Below are 23,501 nucleotides of genomic sequence, written 5' to 3'. Positions count from 1 at the left end.
GCGTCGCTGAAAAGGCGGCAGGATCTGAGAGAGCGTCGCTGAAAAGGCGGCAGGATCTGAGAGAGCGTCAGATCGGGCGGGCGGCCGGCCGGGGTTTTGCCGGGCGGCGCAGCATCTTCACGACCGGCTCCACGTAGCGTGCCGCCAGCGGGCCCATGATGGCCATGATGAGCACGTAGGCCGTGGCCAGCGCCGCGAGATCGTGCGGCACCACACCGGAAGCCACTGCCAGGCCGGCGATGACGATGGAGAACTCACCGCGCGCAATCAGTGCTGCTCCCGCACGGAACCGGCCCGGCAGGCCAATTCCTGCCCGCTTGGCCGCCCAGATTCCCGTGATCATCTTGGTGGCGGCGGTGAGGACAGCCAGGATCAGCGCCCATCCCAGTACCGGCGGGATGGATGATGGGTCGGTGTTGAGGCCGAAGACCACGAAGAAGATGGCCGCGAAGAGGTCCCGGAGGGGTTCGAGGATCCGCGTTGCGCTGTGCGCCGTGGCGCCGGAAATGGCGATGCCCAGCATGAACGCCCCCACCGCGGCCGAGACCTGCATGGCGGCGGCGAGCCCGGCAACCAGGAGCGCGGCGCCGAGAAGGTTCAGCAGGAACACCTCGGAATTTTCGCTGTGCACTGCCTTGGACACGTGGTGCCCGTGCCGGAGGGCCACTACCAGCACCACGGTGACCACGCCGAGCGATATTCCGACGGTCTGCAGCCCCACCAGGAAACTGACCCCGGCCAGCGTGGCGGTGAGGACGGGCAGGTAGACGGCCATCGCCAGGTCCTCGAAGACCAGGATTGACAGGACCACCGGGGTTTCGCGGTTACCGATCCGGCCGAGGTCCGTAATCACCTTGGCTGCGATGCCGGAGGACGAGATGTATGTGACGCCGCCCATCACCATCGCTCCCACCAGGCCCCAGCCCAGCAGCACGGCCAGGCCCGCCCCCGGAATGAAGTTCAGGACGAGGTCCAGGACGCCGGCCTTCCACGACCGCCGGAGGCCGGTGACCAGCTCAGCCGCCGTATATTCCAATCCGAGCATAAGTAGCAGGAGGATGACGCCGATCTCGCCGGAAAGATGCGCGAATTCGTGCATGCCTTCCAGCTTGACCAGTCCGCCGGCCCCGAAGAACAGCCCGCCCACCAAATACAGGGGAATGGGGGACATCCCGATCCGCCCGGCCAGCCGGGCCAGCAGGCCAAGGCAGAACACGACGGCCCCCAGTTCGATGAGGGTTAGCGCGAGCGGATCCATGCCGCTCAGCCGTTGCGCAGGATATCGGCTGCTGTATCGAGGCCTTCTTGAGTTCCGACCGCCACGAGCAGGTCGCCGGGGTGAAGGACGACGTCCGGCCCCGGAGAGGGGAGAACCTCGCCTTCCCGCATGATGGCGACGATGGAGACGCCGCTGCGGGTGCGGATGCAGGCTTTGCCCATGGGCTGGTTGTGGAACGGTGAGTCCCCGCCGATGGAGAACTGGCGGGTGACGATCCCCGGGATTTCGCGGTGCTCTTCGGACAGCTGCATGGCCAGGCGCTGCCCGCCCAGCAGGTTGCCCAGAGCCGCCGCTTCGTCGGCGGTCAGCGGGATGGACGCCTGGCACGTGTCGGGATCGTCCCAGGTGGAAACGATCAGCTCGGTCTGACCTTCGCGGTATTCCACCACGCCGATCCGGCGGCCGGAAGCCGTCATGAAATCCTTGCGCCTGCCGAGGCCAGGGAGGTCTGTCTCATCCACGTTCATGGCACCAGCCTAGTCCGCGAAGAGGGCGTTGGGGTGTCGAAACCACGAATTGCCGGCGGGACCTCAGTCCGCAGGAACCACGGCGATTTCCACCTTTCCGGGCGCCTTGACCGGCAGCAGCACCAGCAGCCCTGCGAGGAGCACCACCATGATCCCGAGGATGCCCCAGCGCTGGGCTTCGCCAGGTGCCACAAGCGGTGACGCCACCGCGATGCAGAGCGTGAAAAGTGTTGGTGCCAGGAAGCTGACCGCCCGGCCGGTGGTGGCGTAGAGGCCAAAGAGCTCCCCGGATTCGCCATGGGGTGCCAGCCGGGCAAGGTACGCGCGGGAGGAGGACTGGGCCGGTCCAACGAAGAGGCACAGGAACAGCCCGAAGACCCAGAACGTGGTGGTGCCGGCCCAGGCCTGACCGAAGAAGACATAGCTGCCGTTGCCCAGGACCAGGATGACGGTGCCTGCAACCAGGAGGCCGGCAAGCGAGCCGATGATGACGGCTTTCGGCCCGATCCGGTCGTCCAGGAAGCCGCCGATCATGGCACCCACGGCCGCAACAACGTTGCCGAAGATGGCAAAGAAGATGACTTCCTTCAGTTGGAAACCGAAGGTTCCCGCGGCGATGATCCCGCCAAAGGTAAAGACGGCGGCCAGGCCGTCGCGGAAGATGGCGCTGGCAAGAAGGAAGAAGATGGTGTGCGGGCTGGTCCGGTAGATCGCCTTGATGCGGCGTACCAGCAGGCCATAGGAAGCCAGGAACCCCAGCTTCGCACCCTGCTGCGGCCTGGGCAGTTCCGGCACGGCGAACAGGACGGGCAACGCAAAGATGAAGAACCAGAGGGCGGAGAACACCGCCACGAGGCGGATGTTGAGGCTCTCTTCGGTGGACGCGCCGAACCACGCGAAGCTGGGCTGGACGAACAGCTGCAGCACGATCAGCAGGGCGACGATGCCGCCCAGGTAGCCCATGCCCCAGCCGAAGCCGCTCACCTTGCCGATGTTCTTTGGGGTGGAAATCTGCGCGAGCATGGCGTTGTAGTTCACCCCGGCGAACTCGAAGAAAACGTTCCCCAGCGCGATCAGTGTGACGCCCAGCAGCAGGAACTCCGGCCGCGGAAACACGAAAAAGCACAATCCGGTGAGGACCGCGACGGCGGCCGTGTTGACCCCGAGCCACAGCTTCCGGCGGCCGCCGGTGTCCGAACGCTGGCCCGTTACCGGCGCCAGAAGGGCGATGGCCGCCCCGGCAATCGCCAGCGCGCCGCCGAGCACCGCGGAGGCCTGGTCTTCTCCGCCGAAGGCGTTGGAGGTCAGGTACACCGTGAACACGAACGTGGTCATCACGGCGTTGAAGGCCGCCGAGCCCCAGTCCCATGCGGCCCACGCGAGGACCTTGCCCTTGCTGGTGGCCGACGTTCCGGACTCCAGTTCGGACGGGGGCTGGGTGGCCGCGGAAGCGGCGACGGGGTTCATAGGCTGAATGCTATCCGCCCCCGGCGATACGGCGAACCATTTGCAACGGCGAGTGAACAGTCGGCGGAAACTCCCGGCCGCCGGTGAGAATCCGCCCCGGACAGCACGGGCACGTGGCAAAAGTGTTTGCATCCGCTTGATAAACTGTGTGCACCGAACCTGACGAATGACCGCCTGCTCCAACTTTTGACAATCGAATTCCTGACGTTGCGGAGACACCAGTGATCACAGTCCTTGCCGTGCATTTCGCGGTGGCTGCCGTGGCGCCGTTCTTCTTCCGAAAGTTCCGCAGGAACACGTTCTACGGGCTGGCGGCGGTCCCCGCCGGCTCATTCGTCTGGCTGCTCCTGCAGCGCGACGCCGTGTACCAGGGAGCATACGGGCAGGCCTCCGCGGCCCCACCTTTCACGGGCAGCGCCGTCACGGAAATCCTTCCCTGGATCCCGGAACTCAAGATCGAGCTGGCGTTCCGGATGGACCCCTTGGCCTGGATCATGTCACTGCTGGTGCTCGGCGTGGGTGCCCTGGTGCTGGTCTACTGTGCGCGCTACTTCAAGAATAAGGACAGCAACCTGGGCGGTTTCGGTGCCCAGCTCCTGGCCTTCGCGGGGGCGATGTTCGGCCTGGTCACGGCCGATGACCTGCTCCTGATGTTCATCTTCTGGGAACTCACCACCGTCCTGTCCTACCTGCTGATCGGCTACGCCCGCACCCGGCTCTCCGCCAGGCGCTCGGCCCTGCAGGCCCTGATGGTCACCACGGCGGGCGGCCTGGCCATGCTGGTGGGCCTCATTATTCTGGGCTCCAGCGCCGGAACCTACCGGATCTCGGCCATCCTGGAACAGGCTCCCGGGCTGACCACCGGGCCGGCAGCGGGGGCCGTGGGCGCCGCCGTCGTCCTGATCCTCATCGGTGCCGTGACCAAGTCCGCACTGATCCCGTTCCATTTCTGGCTCCCCGGAGCCATGGCGGCGCCCACACCGGTGAGCGCGTACCTCCATGCCGCGGCGATGGTGAAGGCCGGCGTCTACCTCGTGGCGCGGCTGGCGCCGGGCTTCGCGGAGACGGCGTACTGGCTGCCCATGGTGCTGGGACTCGGCCTGGCCACCATGCTGGTGGGCGGGTACCGCGCGCTGCGGCAGACCGACATCAAGCTGATCCTGGCGTACGGCACGGTGAGCCAGCTCGGCTTCCTCACCATGGTGGTGGGCCTCGGCAAGCCCGATGCGGCCCTGGCCGGGTTGGCCCTGCTCCTGGCCCACGGGCTCTTCAAGGCCACCCTGTTCCTGGTGGTGGGCATCATCGACCACCAGTCCGGAACCCGCGATCTCCGCAAGCTCTCCGGCGTCTACAAGTCCTCCCGCGCCCTGGCCGTGGTTGCGGCCATCGGTGCCGCGTCAATGGCCGGCATCCCCCCGCTGGCAGGCTTCGTGGCCAAGGAATCGGTGTTCGAGGCCTTCGTGCACTACGGCACGTCCGCTGATGCGGCGGGCTCCTGGGGCCTGGTGGTGCTCGGGGGACTGGTCCTGGGGTCCATCCTTACCTTCGCCTACAGCGCCCGTTTTATGTGGGGCGCCTTCGCGTCGAAGCCTGGCATCGACCCCACGCCGTTCAAGGCCATCAAGCCGTCCTTCCTCGCCGCCCCCGCCCTGCTGAGCCTGCTCACGATCGTCTACGGCCTGTGGCCGGCGCCGGTTGACGGCTGGATCCAGCCGTACGCCGCGGGATTCGTGCACGACGGCGGCGATCCGGCCACCGCCGCGGGACACCTCGCGCTGTGGCACGGACTCACGCCCGCGCTGGGCCTGACGGCCATCACCTTCGTGCTCGGCCTGGCGATGTTCTACGGCCGCAACCTGGTCGCCAGGGGCCAGAGCCTGGTACCGGCGTGGGTGGACGGCGACCGCGCCTACCAAATGACCATCGGCGCTCTGGATGACGTTGCCGTGTGGGTCACGGGACGCACGCAGCGTGGTTCGCTGTTCTTCTACCTCGCAGTGATCCTCACGGTGGCGTTCACCCTTCCGCTCACCGCCCTGCTCATCGCCGGGAAGCCACTGCCGGACGGGCTGTACTTCATCGATCCCAATTCTCCGCTGCAGCTGGTGGCCGGGGCCGGCATCGTGATCGGGGCGCTGGCAGCCGTGCGGGCGAACAAGCGGTTCCTCGCCGTGCTGATGGTCTCCGTGACCGGCTACGGCATCGCCCTGATGTTCGCGCTACAGGGCGCACCGGACCTCGCCCTGACCCAGATGCTGGTGGAAACCATCATCCTGGTGGCGTTCGTCCTGGCCATGCGCAGCCTGCCGGCCGAACTCCGGGACCGCACAGGCGGCAAGTACCGGGTGATCCGCGTGATCATCGGGGCGGCGTTCGGAGTCACCATGATCTTCGTGGCCATCTACGCCATGGGCGCGCGGGTCGCGACGCCCGTCGCCCTGGAGTTCCCGCGGCTTGCCTACGAAGGCGGCGGGGGACTGAACATCGTCAACGTCACCCTCGTGGACATCCGGGCGTGGGACACCTTCGGCGAAATCTCCGTCCTGGCACTGGCCGCCACCGGCGTCGCCAGCCTCATCTTCGTCAAGGGGCGCGGCGACGGCATCCGGGCCTCATCCTCCGTGGCCGAAGGAACAGTAGGCCGGCGCTCCGGTGCGGGCCAGAGCTCCCGTGACAGCGCCGCGCTGGCCCTGAGCCGCAAATTCGCGGCCTCCACCCGGGACGCCTGGCTCGTGGCAGGGCGCACCATGGCCCCCGAGCGCCGCTCCATCATCTTCGAAGTGGTCACGCGGCTGGTGTTCCACTCGATGATCGTCTTCTCCATCTACCTCCTGCTCGCCGGTCACAACCTTCCGGGCGGCGGCTTCGCCGGCGGTCTGACGGCCGGGCTCGCCCTGACCATCCGCTACCTCGCCGGCGGCCGCTTCGAACTGCGGGAGGCCACGCCGGTGGGCGCGGGAACGCTCCTCGGAATCGGGCTGGCCACGGCGGCGGCGTCCGGAGTGGTGCCGCTCCTGCTGGGCGGGCAGGTGTTCCAGAGCGCCATCATCGAACTGTGGCTGCCGGTGTTCGGCGACATCAAGTTCGTCACCTCCACCATCTTCGACATCGGCGTCTACATCGTGGTGGTGGGCCTGGTGCTGGACGTGCTGCGCAGCCTGGGCGCAGAAATCGATGAGCACTTTGAAGAGAACCCCGAGGGCGAGACCGAAGGGCAGGAACCGGACGGGATTCCCGCCGAAACCACCGGGAGGGGGAAGGCATGAGCGTCAACCTGACATTGCTGACCGTCATGGGCGCGCTCTATGCCTGCGGAATCTACCTGATCATGGAACGCAGCCTCACCAGGGTGCTGCTGGGCCTGATGCTGCTGGCCAACGCCACCAACCTGCTGATCCTGGCCACCGGCGGCTACGCCGGCCTGGCGCCCATGTTCAGCAAGGACACGGACCCCCGCGACTACAACGACCCCCTCCCGCAGGCACTGATCCTGACATCGATCGTGATCTCCTTCGCAGTGACCGCTTTTATGCTGGGCATCATCTACCGGACCTGGGTGCTGGCCCGCCGCGATGAGATCCAGGACGACGTCGAGGACATCCGCGTCGCCGAGACCCCCAGCTTCGACGCGGAGGATGATTCCGAGATTCCGGTGGAGACCTCAGAGTTCCCGCTGACCATGATTGGTTCGGACGGCAGGGGCATCAGTGATTCGGACCTGTCCGCGGACAACGGTTCCGCCGGCAGCGGTTCGGGCCGCGGCACGTCAGGCGGCGGCCCGGAAGGCGGCGTGGCCACCGTGAAGGCCGGCGACCGCAAGATCAAAGCCAAGGACGCCGCTGCGGAAGAGCAACCCGGCTCCCAAAACGTGACACCCGGCCCGGAAGGAGGCGTGAAGTGAACATCGCAAGCTTTGCCCCGCTCGCCGTCGTACTTCCCATCCTCGGTGCCGCCCTGACGTTCGTGCTGATCCGGCACTCCCGGGCCCAGCGGGCCGTCAGCATTACGCTGCTCTCTCTGACGCTTCTGCTGGAATGCGTGCTGCTGGCTTCCGTCTGGGACGGCGGAACCGCGGCCGTCAACATCGGCGGCTGGCTGCCGCCGTGGGGCATCGTGATGGTGGTGGACCAGTTCTCGTCGCTGATGCTGGTGGTCTCCTCCACGGTCAGCCTCGCGGTGCTGGTGTACGCCACAGGCCAGGGCATGGCCGACGGCGACCAGGACGCACCGCTGTCGATCTTCCACCCCACCTACCTGATCCTGGTGGCAGGCGTGTCCAACGCGTTCCTATCGGGTGACCTCTTCAACCTCTACGTGGGGTTCGAGATCCTGCTGACGGCAAGCTACGTGCTGATGACCCTCGGCGGGACCGGTCCCCGCATCCGTGCCGGCGTGACCTACGTGGTGGTCTCCGTGGTGTCCTCCGTCCTGTTCCTGATCGCCATCGCCATGATCTACGGCGCCACCGGAACCATCAACATGGCGGATCTCGCCGTCAAGCTCGCGGACCTGGACTCCGGAACGCGGATGCTGCTGCACGTGATGCTGCTGGTGGCCTTCGGCATCAAGGCGGCTGTCTTCCCGTTGTCCTTTTGGCTTCCTGACTCGTACCCCACCGCACCAGCCCCCGTCACGGCGGTGTTCGCCGGCTTGCTGACCAAGGTGGGCGTCTATGCCATGGTGCGCACCGAGACGCTCCTCTTCCCGGGGGACTCGCTGAACACTCCGCTGATGGTGGCGGCATTACTGACCATGGTGGTGGGAATCCTGGGTGCGCTGGCCCAGAGCGACATCAAGCGTCTGCTGTCGTTCACCCTCGTCAGCCACATCGGCTACATGGTGTTCGGGCTGGCGATGTCCTCGGTGGCCGGGCTCGGCGCGGCAGTGTTCTACGTGGCCCACCACATCACCATCCAGACCAGCCTCTTCCTGGTCACGGGCCTGATCGAACGCCGCGGCGGAAGCTCGTCGATCGACCGCGTCGCCGGCCTGGCCAAGTTGTCCCCGATCCTGGCCCTGCTGTTCTTCATCCCCGCCATGAACCTGGCCGGCATCCCGCCGTTCTCCGGTTTCCTGGGCAAGCTCGGGCTGCTGCAGGCCGGTGTGCAGCTTGGCACCCCGCTGGCCTACGCCCTGGTGATCGGCGGCGTCGTGACCAGCCTGCTGACGCTTCTGGCCATCGCCCGTGTGTGGAACCGCGCGTTCTGGCGCAAACCCGAGGACGCCGAGAACCCGGACCCCGTGCTGCTCGCGGCCCCTGAGGACTCCGACACGGGCGACCGCGCGGGCAAGCGCAACGTCACGCTGCTGCCGCGGACGATGGTGGGATCAACCCTGGGCCTCGTGGCCTTCGGCGTGGCGCTCACCGTCTTTGCCGGCCCGCTCTTTCGGGTGGCGGACCAGTCGGCCGTGGAAATGCTGGACCGGTCCGCGTACATCCAGGCCGTGCTGGGCGAAAACGCCCCCGTGCCCCCGATCGCGCAACCTGAGCCTGTGCAGCCTGAGCCTGTGCAGCCTGAACCTGTGCAGCAGGAGGGGAAGAAATGAACCGCCGACGGATCTCAATCCGGCAGGAACTGCCCCTGCTGGTCTGGCTGGTGTTCGTCTGGGCCGCGCTCTGGCAGGATTTCAGTCCCGGTAACCTGCTGTTCGGTGCGCTGATCGCCGTCGTGGTGGCACGGCTTTTCTACCTGCCCCCGGTGGAGCTGGGCGGCCGCTTCAGCATCGTGCGGGCAGTCCCCTTCGCCCTGGTGTTCCTGGCCAAGGTGGTGGCCGCCAGCTTCCAGGTGCTGTACCTCGCGTTGGCCCGCGGGCCCAGGGTGACCAACGCCGTCGTCGCCGTCAAGCTGCGAAGCCACTCGGACCTGATGGTGACGGCCACCGGCCACGTCATCTCGCTGATTCCGGGCTCGCTGGTGGTGGAGGTGGACCGCTCCACGTCCACGCTCTACATCCACGGGCTGAATGTGCGGAGCGGAGAGGACATTGTGAACCTGCGCAAAGAGGTCCGGGATGCCGAGGCGGCACTGATCAGGATCATGGGCACCCGCGAGGAACTGGCCGCACTGAAACAGGAGGTGGGCGCATGATGGACGTCGTCCTGACCGTAACGGCCGTGATCCTGTCCCTGGCGGCAGCCGGGGCGATTGTCCGGATCGCCATCGGCCCGTCCCTGCTGGACCGGGTGCTGGCCTCTGACGTGCTGCTGGCCATCATCGGTGCCACGCTCTGCATCGACATGGCCGTCAACCGGCACCTGAACAACCTGATGCTGCTCGTGGCGCTGTCCATCATCGGATTCATCGGGTCCGTGACCGTGGCGCGCTTCGTGGCCGACCGGCGGGAGCAGCCCCATGAATCCTGAACCATCCGCCGTGGACACAGTCATTGATGCAGTGTCGGCCGTCTTTATGGTGGTGGGCGCCCTGATGTCCCTCGGTGCGGCGATCGGCCTGTTGCGCTTCCCCGACCTGATGAGCAGGATGCACGCCGCCACGAAGCCCCAGGTGCTGGGACTCTTCCTGCTGCTGGCCTCGGTGGGCCTGCAGCTGCGGACCTGGTGGGTGTGGCCCGTGCTGTTCGTGGCGTGGATCTTCCAGGTGCTCACCGTTCCGGTGTCCGCCCACATGGTGGGCAGGGCGGGTTACCGCACCAAGCACCTGCACAAGGAACTGCTCACCACGGATGAACTGGAGGCCGTAGTGCTGAAGGCAGCCGACAAGAAGGCCGCCACAAGGCAGGAATCAGAAAAGCGCGCCGCCGTCGAGGGTGACGACGGCGCAGCCTAAGGGGCGCCCGCAAGAAGTTCCGGGCCGCCACCCCCGGTGGAGTTTTTGTCCAGATAACGCGACTTGGAGGTCAATTACCTCCCGTTACCTGGACAAAAACTCTCCCGGGTGGGCCTAGACGATGTCCTGGCTCTTGGCGAAGCGGGTGATGGCACGCTGCGTGCCCCGGTTGGCCAGGACCTGGATGATGGCGCTGACAGCCGCCGAGATCAGCGCAAAGGTCAGGGCGCTGCGCAGGGTGGTGGGGACGTCGTCCTTGTCGCCCTTCGGGGGCTTGCGGCCGGTGATCTTTTCCCAGACGACGTCAACGGCCTTGGTGCCGGCGAATCCGGCAAGCAGGCTCACTCCGGTTCCAAGCAGCTTGATGAAAAAACTCACTCCAGTACCCCTTACAGGTGGGAAACAACGGAAACAGGGCTTCCCCTAGCCTAGCCGCATCAACCCGGCCGCATCACCGCGCATTGTGACACCCTCCCCGGGATTTCGCGGGCCCGCGGGTGTAAACTGATCCACGCCCACAAGGGCGAATTGATACGACAGGGGAGCGTCGCCGTCGGGCATCACTGGAACATTCCAGGGAACCGGAGGCGGGCGCTGAGAGTGCGGACAGCCGCAGACCCTCGAACCTGATCCGGTTAGTACCGGCGCAAGGGAGTCGAGTTCTCAGAGTGTCCGGCAGCAGGCGGCGGAAGCCGCGGACGGTCCGGGGAACACTCTCCCCTCCTGTACCTCAGGAGGAAGAAAATGACTGGAATGACGGCCAAGCAGACGCTTGGCAACAGCAAGTGCAACTGGCGCGTGGTGGACATTGTGGTTGCCGCGTTGATCGCAGTAGCCGGAGGCGTGATTTTCTGGGCCTGGTCCCAGGGGGCTGCCGCAGTTTCGCCGCCCATGAACGCCGTCTACCCGCCGCTGACCGGCCTTATCGCAGGCGGCTGGATGATTCCCGCCGTCCTGGGCATGCTGATCATCCGCAAGCCCGGAGCCGCCCTGTTCTGCGAAACAGTGGCCGCCACGGGTGAGCTGATCATGGGCTCGCAGTACGGCGCGTCGGTGCTGTTCTCCGGCTTCGTGCAGGGGCTCGGCGCGGAGATCATCTTCGCGGTGTTCGTTTACAAGAAGTTCAATCTGCCCGTTTCGCTGCTGGCCGGCGCCGCTGCAGGCCTCTTCTGCGGCCTGAACGACTCGTTCGCACCGTGGGGCTGGAACATCGCCTACGCTGCCGGCGACAAGCTGGCCTACATCATCTTCACGGCCATCTCCGGCGCCATCATCGCCGGCGGACTGTCCTGGCTGGCCACCCGCGGACTGGCCCGGACCGGTGTGCTGAGCTCCTTCGCCTCCCGCAAGGCAGCGACGGAGCCTGTCTTCTCCTGATGAACGGACACTGCTCATGACGCCTTCCGACACCGTCCGCCCGGCAGCGGTTACGGCACGCGGCTGGGGCTGGCGGCATGCCGGCCGGTCCCGGCCCGCCGTCCACGGCCTGGACCTGGACATTCAGCCGGGCGAACGCGTGCTGCTGCTGGGTCCCTCCGGCGCGGGCAAGTCCACGCTGCTGCACGCACTCGCCGGGGTGCTCGGGGACAGCGACTCCGGAGCCCACGACGGAACGCCGGATGCCGACGACTCCGACGAGACCGGTTCCCTGCTCATCGACGGTGCCCCGCCGCGTGCTCAGCGCGGCCGCGCCGGCCTCATGCAGCAGGACCCGGAGACGCAGGTGGTCCTTTCCCGCGTGGGGGACGACGTCGCCTTCGGCGCCGAGAACCTTGCCGTGCCGCGCGCGGACATCTGGACGCGTGTCGGAGAGGCGCTCGACGACGTCGGGCTGGCCCACCTGCCGCTGGACCACCCGACGTCAGCTCTGTCCGGCGGGCAGAAGCAGCGCCTCGCGCTTGCCGGGATCCTCGCCATGCGCCCGGGACTGCTGCTCCTCGACGAGCCCACTGCCAACCTGGACCCTGCCGGCGTCCTGGAAGTCCGTGACGCCGTGGGCCGGTGCCTGGACAAGACCGGGGCAACGCTGGTGGTGGTGGAACACCGCGTGGGCGTGTGGAAGGACCTTGTGGACCGGATCGTGGTGCTGCAGCCGGGATCTGCCACGGACACCGCGGTGCTCCTGGACGGCCCTCCGGACCGGGTCCTGGCAGAGGCGCGGGACGTGCTCGTCTCCGCCGGCGTCTGGGTGCCCGGGTACGTGCCCGCCACCCGGGCTCGAACGGGTGACGCAGGAGTGCCGGGTGCCACTGGAACGCAGGGCGAGCCGGGTGCCGGGAACCTCCTGCTGGCCGCCGAAAACCTTGCCGTGTCCCGCGAACGCCCCCGCCGGCGGCGCTTCAAGGCTGTCCCGCCGGTCCCCGTGCAGTCCGGCATCACGGCGCAGGTCCGCGCCGGCCAGGCATTGACCATCACGGGTCCCAACGGTTCCGGAAAGTCCACGTTTGCCCTGACCCTCGCCGGGCTGCTCCAGCCGGTGGAGGGCTCGGTTTCCGCCACGGTCGACCTCAGCCAAGGTGCCGGCATCGACCCGTACAAGTGGAAGGCGGAGCAGCTGATCTCCCGGATCGGCACCGTGTTCCAGGAACCGGAGCACCAGTTCGTCACCGGCCGGGTGCTGGATGAGCTGATGTTCGGCCCGCGGCACCTGGGCCACGGCGAGGACCGCGTGGACGAACTCCTGGAGCGCCTCCGGCTGACCAAGCTGGTGGACGCCAACCCCTACACACTCTCCGGCGGGGAGAAGCGCCGGCTGTCCGTCGCCACCGTCCTGGCCGCGCATCCCCGCGTGCTGATCCTGGACGAGCCCACGTTCGGCCAGGACGCCAACACCTGGGCCGAGCTCGCCTCCTTCCTCTCCGAACTCCTCGACGCCGGCACCGCCGTGGTGTCGGTGACCCACGACCAGGAGTTCAGCGACGTCCTGGGCGGTACCGAGCTGAAACTGGGCGCGCCCGAACCCGGGCGGCCAGGACTGCGCAACCCGAAGGTGGCTGCACCATGAGGCAAGCGCTGACCCTGCAGGCGAACCACGCCCTGCTCACCCGGGCCAATCCGCTGGCCAAGTTCGCCGTCGTCATGCTGATGACCGTGGTGCTGGCGCTGTCCATCGACTGGGTGTCCGCCTCCGTGGCGCTGGCCTTCGAGCTGCTGCTCTTTCCGCTGGCGGGACTGACCGTCGCGTTGCTCTGGCAGCGTGGCTGGCCGCTGATCCTGGCGGCTGCACTGGGCGGCTGGAGCACCTCGATTCTGGCGCCTGACGCCGGAAGGATACTGCTCGACGTCGGCATCTGGTCCATCAGTGAAGGTTCGCTGGAGCTGGGGCTGGGATTTCTGCTCCGGGGGGTGGCGATCGCCCTCCCCGCGGTGCTGTTGATGAGTTGCACGGACCCGACTGACCTGGCAGACGCCCTCGCCCAGAAAGCGAAGCTGCCGCACCGCTTCGTGCTGGGTACGCTGGCCGCCATGCGGCTCGTGGGGCTGATGGCCGAAGAATGGCAGACGATCGGCATGGCCCGGCGCGCTCGCGGTGTGGGCTCGCACGGCAGTCCGGCGCAGCGCCTCCGGGCCACGCTGGGGCAGAGCTTCGGACTCCTGGTCCAGGCTGTGCGCCGGGCGTCACGGCTTGCCGTCACCATGGAGGCTCGGGGGTTCGGCGGCGCGCAGCGGACCTGGGCGCGTGAGTCCACGTTCAGCAAGCTGGACATCTGGGTGGTCCTCGGCGGCGTGCTGATTGCCGCCGCGGCAGTGTCCGCGGCAGTCGGTGCGGGGACCTGGAACATGGTGTTCCTCGAGCAGCAATAGCCTCCGGGGGCCGGCGCCGCATATCGCACGAAGTGAATATTTTGTGAGTTTGAGTGCACTTTCCGGCGTTTCGAATGGCCAAATAGCTCATGCGTGATATTTTCCTTGTATGACTCAAGAGACTGCTGAACACGTTGGCCTGCTGCTCCGCGATGCCCGCGGGGAGAAGGGCTGGACCCAGGGGCAGCTGGCAGCCGAGCTGGGCACCAGCCAAAGCGCCATCGCCCGGATGGAACAGGGCAAGCAGAACCTCAGCCTCAAAATGATCCAGCGGCTCGAGGCCATTGTTGGCCGCAGCATCGTCAAAGTGGGCCGGCCGCAGATGACGCACCTCCGGGTGGAGGGCGGCCGCACGCTGTCCGGTTCGGTGGACGTCAACAGCAGCAAGAACGCCGGAGTTGCCCTTCTCTGCGCCAGCCTCATCAACCGTGGCACCACCACGTTGCGCCGGCTGGCCCGGATCGAGGAAGTGAACCGGATCGTGGAGGTCCTGACCAGCATCGGCGTCGAATGCACCTGGCTCAATGCCAACGATCTGCAGATCCGCCGCCCCGCCGTGCTGGACCTGGATTCCATGGACGTGGAGGCTGCCCGCCGCACCCGCAGCGTGATCATGCTGCTGGGGCCGCTCCTGGACGAGTCCGCGGAGTACCGCCTCCCGTACGCGGGCGGCTGCGACCTTGGCACCCGCACCGTGGAGCCGCACATGCAGGCCCTGCGCCAGTTCGGCCTGTCGGTGGAAGCCACGTCCGGCTTCTATTCGGTGCAGGCACCGCCGGCCGACGGCGACAACCGCACCTTTGTGCTGAGCGAACGCGGTGACACAGTCACCGAAAACGCCATCATGGCGGCCGCCCACCGCCGCGGCACCACGGTGATCCGCAACGCCAGCCCCAACTACATGGTCCAGGATCTCTGCTTCTACCTGCAGGGCCTGGGCGTGGAGATCGACGGCGTGGGGACCACCACCCTGAAAATCACCGGGCTGCCTTCCATCGACGTCAATATCGAGTACTTCCCGTCCGAGGACCCCATCGAAGCGATGAGCCTCATCACGGCCGGCATCGTGACCAATTCCGAGGTCACCATCCGCCGGGTTCCCATCGAGTTCATGGAGATCGAACTCGCCACCCTGGAGCAGATGGGCCAGGAACTGGAGATTTCCGGGGAGTACTTTGCCCGTAACGGCCGTACCCGGCTGGTGGACGTCACCACGAAGCCCTCCGCATTGCATGCCCCGACGGACAAGATCCACCCCATGCCGTTCCCCGGCCTGAACATCGATAACCTGCCGTTTTTCGCCGTCATTGCCGCGAATGCCGAAGGCCAGACCATGATCCACGACTGGGTCTACGAGAACCGGGCCATCTACCTCACCGAGCTGAACAAGCTGGGGGCCCGCGTCCAGCTGCTGGATCCGCACCGGATCTACGTCAACGGACCCACCAGGTGGCGTGCCGCCGAGGTGGGCTGCCCGCCCGCCCTCCGCCCGGCCGCCTGCATCCTGCTGGCCATGCTGGCTGCCCGCGGTGTTTCGGAACTGCGCAACATCTACGTGATCGAGCGCGGGTACGAGGACCTGGCCGAGCGGCTCAACACCATCGGTGCGAAGATCGAGTACTTCCAGGACTGACCCGTTCCGCCCTGTAAGGCAGGCGCCGTTGCGGCGCCTGTCTTACAGGGCGGCACAGGAGCACAATGTATGCATGCGAACTTTCGGGGTTGAGGAAGAGCTGCTGATTGTGGACCCCGTGACCGGGGAGCCGCTGGCGCTGGCGGACGCCCTGCTGGCAGGGCGGACGCTTGCTGCGGACGACGCTCCGGACAAACCCCGGATCCCTGACCCTCACGATCCAAACCGTCACGACGGCGACACCGGGCTCACTGCCGAACTGAAACTCGAGCAGATCGAGACGCAGACCCGTCCGTGCCTGAACTACGAGGAGCTGCTCCTCCAGATCCGCCAGGGCCGGGCCCTGGCCGACAGCGCCGCGAAGAAACACAATGCGCGGGTGGCCGCGCTGGCGACTTCGCCGATTGCCTCCACGACGCACACCACACCGAACCCCCGCTATGCCACCATGCAGGAGCGCTTTGGCCTCACCGTCCACGAGCAGCTGACCTGCGGGTTCCACGTCCACACTTTCGTCGAATCCCCGGAAGAAGGCGTGGCTGTCATCGACCGGATCAGGGACAAGCTGGCGGTGCTGACCGCGCTCAGCGCGAACTCGCCGTACTGGAACGGCGTGGAGACGGGCTTCGAGAGTTACCGCACGCAGGCCTGGAACCGCTGGCCGACGTCGGGCCCGTCCCAGATCTTCGGGACGCACTCCATGTACCGCCGCGTGGTCACCCGGCTGCTGGACAGCGGCGTGCTGCTTGACGAAGGCATGATCTATTTTGACGCGAGGCTCTCCCGCAACCATCCCACCGTGGAAGTCCGGGTGGCGGACGTCTGCCTGCAGGCCGAGGACGCCGCCCTGATCGCCGTCCTGGTGCGGGGCCTGGTGGAATCGGCCTGCAGGGAATGGCGGGCCGGTGTGGACCCGGCGCCCGTACCGACGGTGCTCCTGCGGATGGCCGCGTGGCAGGCGAGCAACTGCGGACTGCGGGGAGACCTCCTGGATTTCGGCACATTCCGTCCCGCTCCCGCAGGGGAAGTGGTGGATGCGCTGGTGGACTACGTGGCGCCCGTCCTGGCGGAACAGGACGAGCTGGAACTGGCCCGGGAAGGCGTGCGGAGAATCCTGGACAGGGGGACCGGTTCGGAACAGCAGCGCCTTGCCATGCAGGAAGGCCTTGCCGGGACCTCGGACGCCGCTGCCGGGCTGGCCGCAGTGGTCGCCCACGCGGTGGACATGAGCATGCGCCGGACCGAAGCCATCACCGCGCGCGAGAAAGCGCCCGTGCTGTTGCGCGTCCGCCAGTCCTGAACAGGTTCCTACTACCCCGGAGCGCGCCATGGAAACCGAATACGCAACAGTCACGGGACATGATGTCACCACCATCACCTGCGTCTGCGGTAACACCGTCAGCGACGAGGGGCTGATCCAGGCCAACTCCGAAGGCATGCCCGTGCACCTTGGCGAGGGAACTCCCGTGCCTGCCGGACTGGCCGAGTGGCCCGGGGACGAGGATCTTTACACACTGTGCCCGGCGTGCGGCCGCGTCTACCACGACACCGTCATCGAAGAGACCGGCACCGCGCCCGTGGCGTTCACCGTGGATGTTGCGGCCGCCCCGATAGCCGAAGCGATCCGCCTGCACTGGGAGCTGGACACCTGACGTTCGGCGCGGCAGGCCGTCGTAGCTTGGCGCTGATCAGGGGCGGGATGGTCAGATCTGCTTGAGCGCCTGCTCCAGGTCACGGATGAGGTCGTCAACATCCTCGAGTCCTACCGACAGGCGGACCACGCCGTCGCTCAGCCCGATGGCGGCCCGGCCTTCCGGCCCCATGGCGCGGTGCGTCGTGGTGGCCGGGTGGGTGATGAGCGTCTTGGCATCGCCGAGGTTGTTGGAGATGTCGATGATCCGCAGCGCGTCCAGCAGCGCAAAGGCTGCTTCCTTCGCCGTGCGGCCCGCCGACGGCAAGAGCTCCAGCGTGAGCACGGTACCGCCGGCCTTCATCTGCTTGGCCGCCAGCTCATACTGCGGGTGGGACTTCAGCAGCGGGTACTTGACCCAGCTGACCGCCGGCTGGTCTTCCAGCCATTCGGCCAGGCGAAGCGCGGAGGCCGAGGAATGGTTGACGCGCAGCGCCATGGTTTCCAGGCCCTTCGTCAGCACCCAGGCGTTGAAGGCGGACAGTGCGGGTCCGGTGTGCCGCATCAGCTGCTTGACCGGGCCTTCGATGAACTCCTTGGTGCCCAGGATGGCGCCGCCGAGGACCCGACCCTGGCCGTCGATGTGCTTGGTGCCGGAGTAGACCACCACATCCGCGCCGAGCTCCCCGCAGCGCTGCAGCAGGGGAGTGGCAAAGACATTGTCGACGACGACGGTCGCCCCTGCCGCGTGTGCCAGTTCGCTGACCGCGGCGATGTCCACGATTTCCTGCATGGGGTTCGACGGCGACTCAAAGAAGACCGCCGTCGTGGGCTCCGAAAGGGCGGCGCGCCACTGCTCCAGGTCCGGGCCGTCCACGAACACCGTTTCCACGCCCCACCGGGGCAGGATCTCGTTCAAAATGACAAAGCAGGAGCCGAACAGCGAGCGGGCGGCAACCACCCGGTCACCGGCAGCCAGCAGGGCGCCCAGTGCCGTGAAGACGGCGGACATGCCGGACGCCGTCGCAAAGCACGCCTCGGTGCCCTCGAGCAGCCGGAGCCGTTCCTGGAAGGTGGCGACGGAGGGGTTGCCGTACCGGGAGTACACAAACCGTTCGTCCTCGCCGGTGAATGCGCGCTCGGCGGCTGCCGCGGATTCGTAGACGAACCCCGAGTTGAGGAAGATCGGCTCGGCGGTCTCCTGGAAATTGGTGCGGTCAAGACCGCCGCGGACAGCCTGGGTGTCAGGGCTCCAGCCGGCGGCGTCGGGATTGAAGGTCACTTAGTTCTTTCCGAGATTGGTGGGCAGGCCGCGGTTCTTCCAGCCGTTGACGGTGCGTTCGCCGAAACGGTCCGGTTCGCCTTCAAAGCCTTCGAGGACGTTGTAGGCGGTGAACCCGGCCCGTGTGGCGGCAATGGCGGCGGCGACGGACCGCACGCCGGAACGGCAGAGGAACACCAGTTCGACGCCGGAATCCTCGGGGGCCTGCTGCTTCAGCTGGTCGACAAAGTCCGGGTTGGGGATGCCGCCGGGGAAGGTCCACTGGATAAAGAGGGGATCGTTGTCCGTGGCTTTGGTGTCCGGGATGCCGATGTGCGCCCACTCGCCCTCGGTGCGGACATCCACCAGGACGGCACCCTGTTCCAGTTTGGCCCAGGCGTCCTGCGGGCTCAGGTCTCCGGCGTAGCTCATGCGTGGCCCTCGAAGCCTTCGCCCGGGAAGTCGGCGTCGAACTCAAGTTCGTCCACTGCGGTTGCCACTGCAGCGTCGGAGCTGGCGACGGCCTCGGGCAGGATCACGGCCTGGGCCACGATCACGCTGGTGCCGTTGAAGGTTGCCGCCGGGCTCCCGTGCAGGACATAGCCGTCGGCCAGGGCCGCGGAGATGCGCTCGCAGAACGAGCGGTCGTCGGGGCCGGTGATGAGCCGGTAGGCCAGCTTTTCCTGCGGCAGTGCCAGGGCCGGTTGTTCCTGGCCGGCGGCGGCCGGTTCGGCTGCCGGGGCCAGCGGTGCGGGTGCGTCGGACACGACGGATCTCCTTCTCTCACGCTTGCAACTCGAATATCGATATGCCGAGTATTCACCTGAGGCACCCCGCCGTGGAAGGAGGGTTGCCGACCGGCCAGTCAGGGCTTGGCACCGGTTCTCATTACTCCCCAAAAACGTAACACTTACGACGGCGGCCCGCACCGCCGTCGTCGTCATCTTCCGTAACGGGAACGCCCGCACCGCGGCTGCGCACCGGCGCCGCATCCGTTCCTGCGCGACCCCTGACTGCAGTTACAAAAGACCCTGCCGGGAGGATAATGACGGGAGATGAACCGCTGTAACGCCGGATGAAATCAGGCAGCCGTGAATGAATCGAATCGGAATACAGTCAGTCCCATGCTGCACTTCGGTTGGTTTGTGGGTCACGGTTTCGGTGTCCAGGGCTGGGGCACGCCCGGCTACGGCATCGGGTACGACTGGAAAAAACCCGCCCTGTACCAGCACGCCGTGCGGGAATTCGAGCGGGCCGGGCTGGACCTTTTTATCATCGAGGACTCCCTCACGGTGCCGGACACCTACGGCGGGAGCGCCGAGGTGTCGCTGGCGCAGGCATCCTTCGCACCCAAGCACGATCCGCTGGCCCTGGTGCCCTACCTGCTCTCCGTCACGGAACACCTGGGCATTGTTCCCACGGTGAGTGCGTCCTTCTATCCGCCGTTCACGGCGGCACGGCTGCTGGCCACCCTGCAGCATTTCTCCAACGGCCAGGTGGGCTGGAACGTGGTGACCTCCGGCAGCGACCTTGCCGCGCAGAACTATGGCCTGGACCAGCAGATCGAGCACGACCTCCGCTACGAGAAAGCGGAGGAATTCGTGGACGTGGTGCGCAAGCTCTGGCGCAGCTGGGAGCCGGACGCCATTGTGGAGGACGCGGACGCAGGCATCTTCGCGGACCACACGAAGGTCCACCCGATCAACCACGACGGCGAGTTCTTCAAGGTCCGTGGACCGCTGAACACCGCACCGATGCCCGAGGAACCGGTGCTGGTGCAGGCCGGGGCGTCACCGCGGGGCAAGGCCTTCGCGGGCGCCAACACGGATGTCGCGATTGCCCTCGCCAGGGGTGCGGACGGCATGAAGGCCTACCGTGATTCGATCCGGGCCGAGGCAGCCGCGGCAGGGCGGAACCCCGACGACGTCAAGGTGCTGTATGTCCTCAAGCCCACCGTGGTGGGCTCCCGCGCCGAAGCGGACGAGCTCCGGGAGCAGCGCCGCCAGCTCACGCAGCGCGACATCGACAGCCAGCTGAACTCCATCTCCTACCTCTCCGTGATCGACTTCAAACAGTTCGACCTTGACGCCCCGCTCCCCGAGCTCACCACGAACAGCAACCAGGGCACCCTGGACCATTTCGCCAAGGCGGGTCCTCCCGGGTCCACTCTGCGCCAGCTCCTGCAGGCCCGCAGCGGCGGCGCAGGGGACAGCATCATCGGCACGGCCGAGGAGATTGCCGACTACCTCGAAGAAACCGGTGTCCAGGTGGGCGGGGACGGCTTCCTGTTCTCAGGTTTCGTTGACCCGGCCACCGTTCACGGCGTGCTGGACCGGCTGGCCCCGGTGCTGCGGCGCCGCGGGCTGCTCCGGACAAGCTATGGCGACGGCGGCTTCCGCCGGAACCTGCTGGACTTCTAGCGCCATGGGCGGCGGCAGCGGAAACTTCCTGATCGGCACGGCCCACCTGCGTGCCCGGGATATCGCCGAGGCCGCGGCTGATCCGGCTGTCCAGTTCGTCCTGAGTGTGGACGCCCTGGAGCTGATCGGGCTTTCGCGCGAGGTGGTGCAGCAGGCCATCGACTCCGGCCACCGCGTCTACGGACTCAATACCCTGCTGGGATCCGGGCGGGACACCGCCGTGGATGAAAAGGCGGTCCTCGCCTACCAGGTGCAGGTGGTGCGGTACCACAACAGCGGGGTGGGCGGGTTTCTCGGCGCCGACGAGGTCCGGGCCGTCATCCTGGCGCGGCTGGTGGGCTTCAGTCGCGGCGGCTCCGGCGTCCGGCCGGAAACAGCCCGCTTTTACGCTGAGATGCTCAACCGCGGGGTGGTCCCGGCGATCCCGCGTGAAGGGTCCGTCGGTTCCGCCGACCTGACCCACCTCGCCGCTGTTGCCGCCGTCGCCATCGGGGAAGGCCAGGCGGTGGCAACGGACGGTCAGCTGCTGCCCGGCGGGCAGGCCCTGGCGGACGCCGGGCTGGCTCCGCTGGAACTCGCGCCCGGCGAAGCCCTGGCCCTGGTCAGCTCCAACTCCTATTCCATCGGCGTCGGGGCGCTGGTGCTGCACCGCCTCCTCCGCCTCGCAGACCTCGCGGACACCGCTCTCGCGTTGTCACTCGAGGCGACGGCAAGGCACGACGGCGGCGGCAACCTCAGCCCGTTTTCGCCGGCTGTGCAGGCGGCCAAGGCAGTTCACGGGCAGGCGGTCACGGCGGCCCATGTGCTGCGGCTCCTCGAGGGCGGGTGGCTGGAGGACCCGGAGCGGGAGGTATCCGTGCAGGACGCGCTGTCTTTCCGCGCGGCGCCCCAGACCCACGGCGCCATCCGTTGGCAGGTCACGGCCCTGGAAGGCGCCCTGGAAGTGGAGCTGAACGGCCGGGGCGACAACCCGCTGACCGACATCGGCTCCGGGCGGATGGTCTCCGGCGGCAACTTCCAGCCCATGCAGCTGGCCCTGGCATTCGAGGCGCTGCGCCTGGGGCTGGCCCACCTCGGGATCAGCAGCGAACGCCGGATCGCCAAGCTCTACCCGCCGCAGCGTCGGATCCGCCAGCGGCACCTCGAGGCCGCCACGAACGGGGCACCGCTGGAGCCGGAAGAGCTGCCCGGACTGCTCTGGTATTCGGCCGCCGGCCTGCTGTCCGAGCTCAAATTCCTCGCGGCGCCGGCAACACTTGGTGCGCCCACGCTGTCTGCCGATGTCGAGGACCACTCCACACTGGCGCCGCTGGCACTCCAGCAGCTGGAGCGTTCCGTCGATGCTGCCGGGAAGCTGCTCGCCATCGAAGCGCTGACGGCGGCGTACCTGCTGGCCGGGGCGGAGGCGCGCGCGGTGCGGCCGCTGGGAAACGGGACGGCCGCCGTCGTCGACCGTCTTTCCGGCCTGCTGGCCCGGCACCTGCCGGCCGCGGCGCTCGTGGACGAGGCGCGCGTTGAACTGGACGCCTTCCTCGGGAACGGCTTCAACAGTGCCCTGAACGGCGGCCCGGAATCCCATGCCGCCGGCGGCACGGAAAGGCAGTGATGAGCACCATGACAGGCAGGCATGCGGTCCGGGAGGCTGATGTTGCGGCGGACGCCGCAGCTGTCCTGGCGCAGGTGGGAAACACGCCGCTGGTGCCCCTGGATGTCCTTTCCAAGGGCCTCGGCAGCACGGTGTACGTCAAGCTCGAATCGGATAATCCGGGCGGCTCCATCAAGGACCGGACAGCATTGAGCATGGTCCGCGCGGCTGAGCGCAGCGGTGAGCTCCGGCCGGGCGCAACCATCGTGGAGAGCACCTCGGGGAACACCGGGATCGGGCTGGCGCTGATCGGTGCCCTCACCGGACACCCCGTGGTGGTGGTCACCGGGGACACCATCTCATCCGAGAAGCTCGCCGCGCTGCACCGTTACGGCGCCAGGGTGGTGGTGACGGACTGGACCGCGCCGTCGGAGTCGCCGGAGAACGCACGGGCGGTCGCGGCCCGGATCACGGCAGAAAACCCGGGCGCCTGGCGGCCCCAGCAGTTCGACAATCCGGCCAACCCGCTGGCCCATTACGAAGGGACAGCGCCGGAGATCTGGCAGCAGACGTCCGGGAAAGTGACACATTTCGTGGCGGGGATCGGGACCGGCGGCACCATCAGCGGCAACGGCCGGTACCTGAAGGAAAAGACCGGCGGCCATGTTGAGGTAATCGCCGCGGATCCTGTTGGGTCCGTGTACAGCGGTGGCCACCCCGGCGAGATCCTGGTGGACGGCGTGGGCAACTCCTGGCCGGAAGCCGAGTGGCCCAAGATCTTCGACCGCGGCATTGTGGACCGCTTCCTGCGCGTCCCCAACAATGAGGTGTACACCACGGAGCACCGGCTGCTGAATGAAGAAGGTCTGTCCGTGGGGCCCTCTTCCGGTCTTGCGGTGGCTGCAGCGCTCAGGGTCGCGCGTGCCGCGCCGCACGGGTCCGTGGTGGTGGCGATAGCTCCCGACGCCGGCAGCAACTACCTGAGCAAGGCCTTCAATCCGGTATGGCTGGCCGACAACCACATCCATCTGGCCGCGGAATTCGTGGAGGAGTAGCTCGCGTACTTAGCATCACGACTCGGATACAGCTAGAGACAGGCAGCCCGGTCTCGTTGTACGCTTTTGAAACGTTCGCGGTTCCCGCATCCTCGAATCAGTATGCGGTGCA

Annotated in this window: 22 protein-coding genes and 2 riboswitches; of the genes, 15 read left to right on the top strand and 7 right to left on the bottom strand. The window is 67.2% G+C overall.

Features of this window, described 5'->3' with window-relative positions:
• Positions 1-67 precede the first annotated feature (67 nt).
• From ACSQ12_RS20270 to ACSQ12_RS20260, 3 genes are all read right to left on the bottom strand, one after another.
• The gene (locus ACSQ12_RS20270) at positions 68-1,258 is read right to left on the bottom strand and encodes a cation:proton antiporter (RefSeq protein ID WP_436066681.1); all 1,191 of its coding nucleotides are present in this window, start codon (positions 1,256-1,258) and stop codon (positions 68-70) included.
• 5 nt (positions 1,259-1,263) lie between these two features.
• Entirely contained in the window at positions 1,264-1,746 is a 483-nt protein-coding gene (locus ACSQ12_RS20265; protein ID WP_209742048.1) for a cation:proton antiporter regulatory subunit, read from the bottom strand.
• Between the two features lie 63 nt (positions 1,747-1,809).
• A complete protein-coding gene (locus ACSQ12_RS20260) occupies positions 1,810-3,213 on the bottom strand; it encodes an MFS transporter (RefSeq protein WP_436066680.1) in 1,404 nt (467 codons plus the stop codon).
• 221 nt (positions 3,214-3,434) lie between these two features.
• On the opposite strand from ACSQ12_RS20260, the gene ACSQ12_RS20255 reads away from it, so the two are divergent.
• Genes ACSQ12_RS20255 through mnhG form a run of 6 tightly spaced genes read left to right on the top strand, consistent with a single transcriptional unit; the run spans position 3,435 to position 10,001 of the window.
• Complete coding sequence (locus ACSQ12_RS20255; protein ID WP_436066679.1) at positions 3,435-6,479, top strand: Na+/H+ antiporter subunit A; 3,045 nt, start codon at positions 3,435-3,437, stop codon at positions 6,477-6,479.
• Positions 6,476-7,114 carry a Na(+)/H(+) antiporter subunit C gene (locus ACSQ12_RS20250; RefSeq protein ID WP_209742051.1) on the top strand — a complete coding sequence of 213 codons (639 nt, stop codon included), beginning with the start codon at positions 6,476-6,478 and terminating at the stop codon, positions 7,112-7,114. The genes ACSQ12_RS20255 and ACSQ12_RS20250 overlap by 4 nt, the downstream gene beginning before the upstream one ends.
• Positions 7,111-8,760, top strand: a complete 1,650-nt coding sequence (locus ACSQ12_RS20245) for a Na+/H+ antiporter subunit D (RefSeq protein WP_436066678.1) — start codon at positions 7,111-7,113, stop codon at positions 8,758-8,760. Before ACSQ12_RS20250 ends, ACSQ12_RS20245 begins: the two co-directional genes overlap by 4 nt.
• The gene (locus ACSQ12_RS20240; protein ID WP_436066677.1) at positions 8,757-9,302 is read left to right on the top strand and encodes a Na+/H+ antiporter subunit E; all 546 of its coding nucleotides are present in this window, start codon (positions 8,757-8,759) and stop codon (positions 9,300-9,302) included. The genes ACSQ12_RS20245 and ACSQ12_RS20240 overlap by 4 nt, the downstream gene beginning before the upstream one ends.
• Positions 9,299-9,577, top strand: a complete 279-nt coding sequence (locus tag ACSQ12_RS20235) for a monovalent cation/H+ antiporter complex subunit F (protein WP_209742053.1) — start codon at positions 9,299-9,301, stop codon at positions 9,575-9,577. Before ACSQ12_RS20240 ends, ACSQ12_RS20235 begins: the two co-directional genes overlap by 4 nt.
• Positions 9,567-10,001: a monovalent cation/H(+) antiporter subunit G gene (gene mnhG / locus ACSQ12_RS20230; protein ID WP_436066676.1), complete on the top strand. Its 435-nt coding sequence runs from the start codon at positions 9,567-9,569 to the stop codon at positions 9,999-10,001. Before ACSQ12_RS20235 ends, mnhG begins: the two co-directional genes overlap by 11 nt.
• A 114-nt stretch (positions 10,002-10,115) precedes the next feature.
• On the opposite strand, the gene ACSQ12_RS20225 is transcribed toward mnhG, so the two are convergent.
• Complete coding sequence (locus ACSQ12_RS20225; protein ID WP_011693690.1) at positions 10,116-10,379, bottom strand: DUF4235 domain-containing protein; 264 nt, start codon at positions 10,377-10,379, stop codon at positions 10,116-10,118.
• Between the two features lie 150 nt (positions 10,380-10,529).
• Positions 10,530-10,672, top strand: a riboswitch (TPP riboswitch).
• A gap of 73 nt (positions 10,673-10,745) precedes the next feature.
• On the opposite strand from ACSQ12_RS20225, the gene ACSQ12_RS20220 reads away from it, so the two are divergent.
• From ACSQ12_RS20220 to ACSQ12_RS20195, 6 genes are all read left to right on the top strand, one after another.
• Positions 10,746-11,378, top strand: coding sequence for an ECF transporter S component (locus ACSQ12_RS20220; RefSeq protein WP_436066675.1), 633 nt, complete (start codon positions 10,746-10,748; stop codon positions 11,376-11,378).
• A gap of 16 nt (positions 11,379-11,394) precedes the next feature.
• The gene (locus ACSQ12_RS20215; RefSeq protein WP_436066674.1) at positions 11,395-13,005 is read left to right on the top strand and encodes an ABC transporter ATP-binding protein; all 1,611 of its coding nucleotides are present in this window, start codon (positions 11,395-11,397) and stop codon (positions 13,003-13,005) included.
• On the top strand, positions 13,002-13,805 hold the full coding sequence (locus tag ACSQ12_RS20210) for an energy-coupling factor transporter transmembrane component T family protein (RefSeq protein WP_436066673.1): 804 nt from the start codon (positions 13,002-13,004) through the stop codon (positions 13,803-13,805). Before ACSQ12_RS20215 ends, ACSQ12_RS20210 begins: the two co-directional genes overlap by 4 nt.
• 109 nt (positions 13,806-13,914) lie before the next feature.
• On the top strand, positions 13,915-15,438 hold the full coding sequence (locus ACSQ12_RS20205) for a UDP-N-acetylglucosamine 1-carboxyvinyltransferase (protein ID WP_436066672.1): 1,524 nt from the start codon (positions 13,915-13,917) through the stop codon (positions 15,436-15,438).
• A gap of 73 nt (positions 15,439-15,511) precedes the next feature.
• Positions 15,512-16,738 (top strand): glutamate--cysteine ligase 2, encoded by a 1,227-nt coding sequence (locus tag ACSQ12_RS20200; protein WP_436066671.1) that lies wholly within the window; start codon positions 15,512-15,514, stop codon positions 16,736-16,738.
• 28 nt (positions 16,739-16,766) lie between these two features.
• On the top strand, positions 16,767-17,090 hold the full coding sequence (locus ACSQ12_RS20195) for a hypothetical protein (protein WP_209742060.1): 324 nt from the start codon (positions 16,767-16,769) through the stop codon (positions 17,088-17,090).
• A 51-nt stretch (positions 17,091-17,141) separates the two neighbouring features.
• On the opposite strand, the gene ACSQ12_RS20190 is transcribed toward ACSQ12_RS20195, so the two are convergent.
• From ACSQ12_RS20190 to ACSQ12_RS20180, 3 genes are read right to left on the bottom strand one after another with little or no spacing between them, the layout of a single operon-like run.
• The gene (locus ACSQ12_RS20190) at positions 17,142-18,350 is read right to left on the bottom strand and encodes an O-succinylhomoserine sulfhydrylase (protein WP_209742061.1); all 1,209 of its coding nucleotides are present in this window, start codon (positions 18,348-18,350) and stop codon (positions 17,142-17,144) included.
• The gene (locus ACSQ12_RS20185; RefSeq protein ID WP_043485100.1) at positions 18,351-18,761 is read right to left on the bottom strand and encodes a rhodanese-like domain-containing protein; all 411 of its coding nucleotides are present in this window, start codon (positions 18,759-18,761) and stop codon (positions 18,351-18,353) included.
• A complete protein-coding gene (locus ACSQ12_RS20180) occupies positions 18,758-19,027 on the bottom strand; it encodes a DUF1737 domain-containing protein (RefSeq protein WP_436067035.1) in 270 nt (89 codons plus the stop codon). Before ACSQ12_RS20180 ends, ACSQ12_RS20185 begins: the two co-directional genes overlap by 4 nt.
• 82 nt (positions 19,028-19,109) lie before the next feature.
• Positions 19,110-19,222: riboswitch (SAM riboswitch) on the bottom strand.
• Between the two features lie 231 nt (positions 19,223-19,453).
• On the opposite strand from ACSQ12_RS20180, the gene ACSQ12_RS20175 reads away from it, so the two are divergent.
• Genes ACSQ12_RS20175 through ACSQ12_RS20165 form a run of 3 tightly spaced genes read left to right on the top strand, consistent with a single transcriptional unit; the run spans position 19,454 to position 23,389 of the window.
• Positions 19,454-20,749: an NtaA/DmoA family FMN-dependent monooxygenase gene (locus ACSQ12_RS20175; protein WP_436067034.1), complete on the top strand. Its 1,296-nt coding sequence runs from the start codon at positions 19,454-19,456 to the stop codon at positions 20,747-20,749.
• A gap of 4 nt (positions 20,750-20,753) precedes the next feature.
• Positions 20,754-22,355 carry an aromatic amino acid ammonia-lyase gene (locus tag ACSQ12_RS20170; protein WP_436066670.1) on the top strand — a complete coding sequence of 534 codons (1,602 nt, stop codon included), beginning with the start codon at positions 20,754-20,756 and terminating at the stop codon, positions 22,353-22,355.
• 8 nt (positions 22,356-22,363) lie between these two features.
• Positions 22,364-23,389: a PLP-dependent cysteine synthase family protein gene (locus ACSQ12_RS20165; protein WP_436067033.1), complete on the top strand. Its 1,026-nt coding sequence runs from the start codon at positions 22,364-22,366 to the stop codon at positions 23,387-23,389.
• Positions 23,390-23,501 lie beyond the last annotated feature (112 nt).

Source organism: Arthrobacter sp. LjRoot14 (assembly GCF_964253905.1).
In the GTDB taxonomy this organism is placed as follows: Bacteria; Actinomycetota; Actinomycetes; order Actinomycetales; family Micrococcaceae; genus Arthrobacter.
The sequence above is the reverse complement of the archived record's forward strand: the minus strand, read 5'-3'. Positions and strand labels throughout refer to the sequence as shown.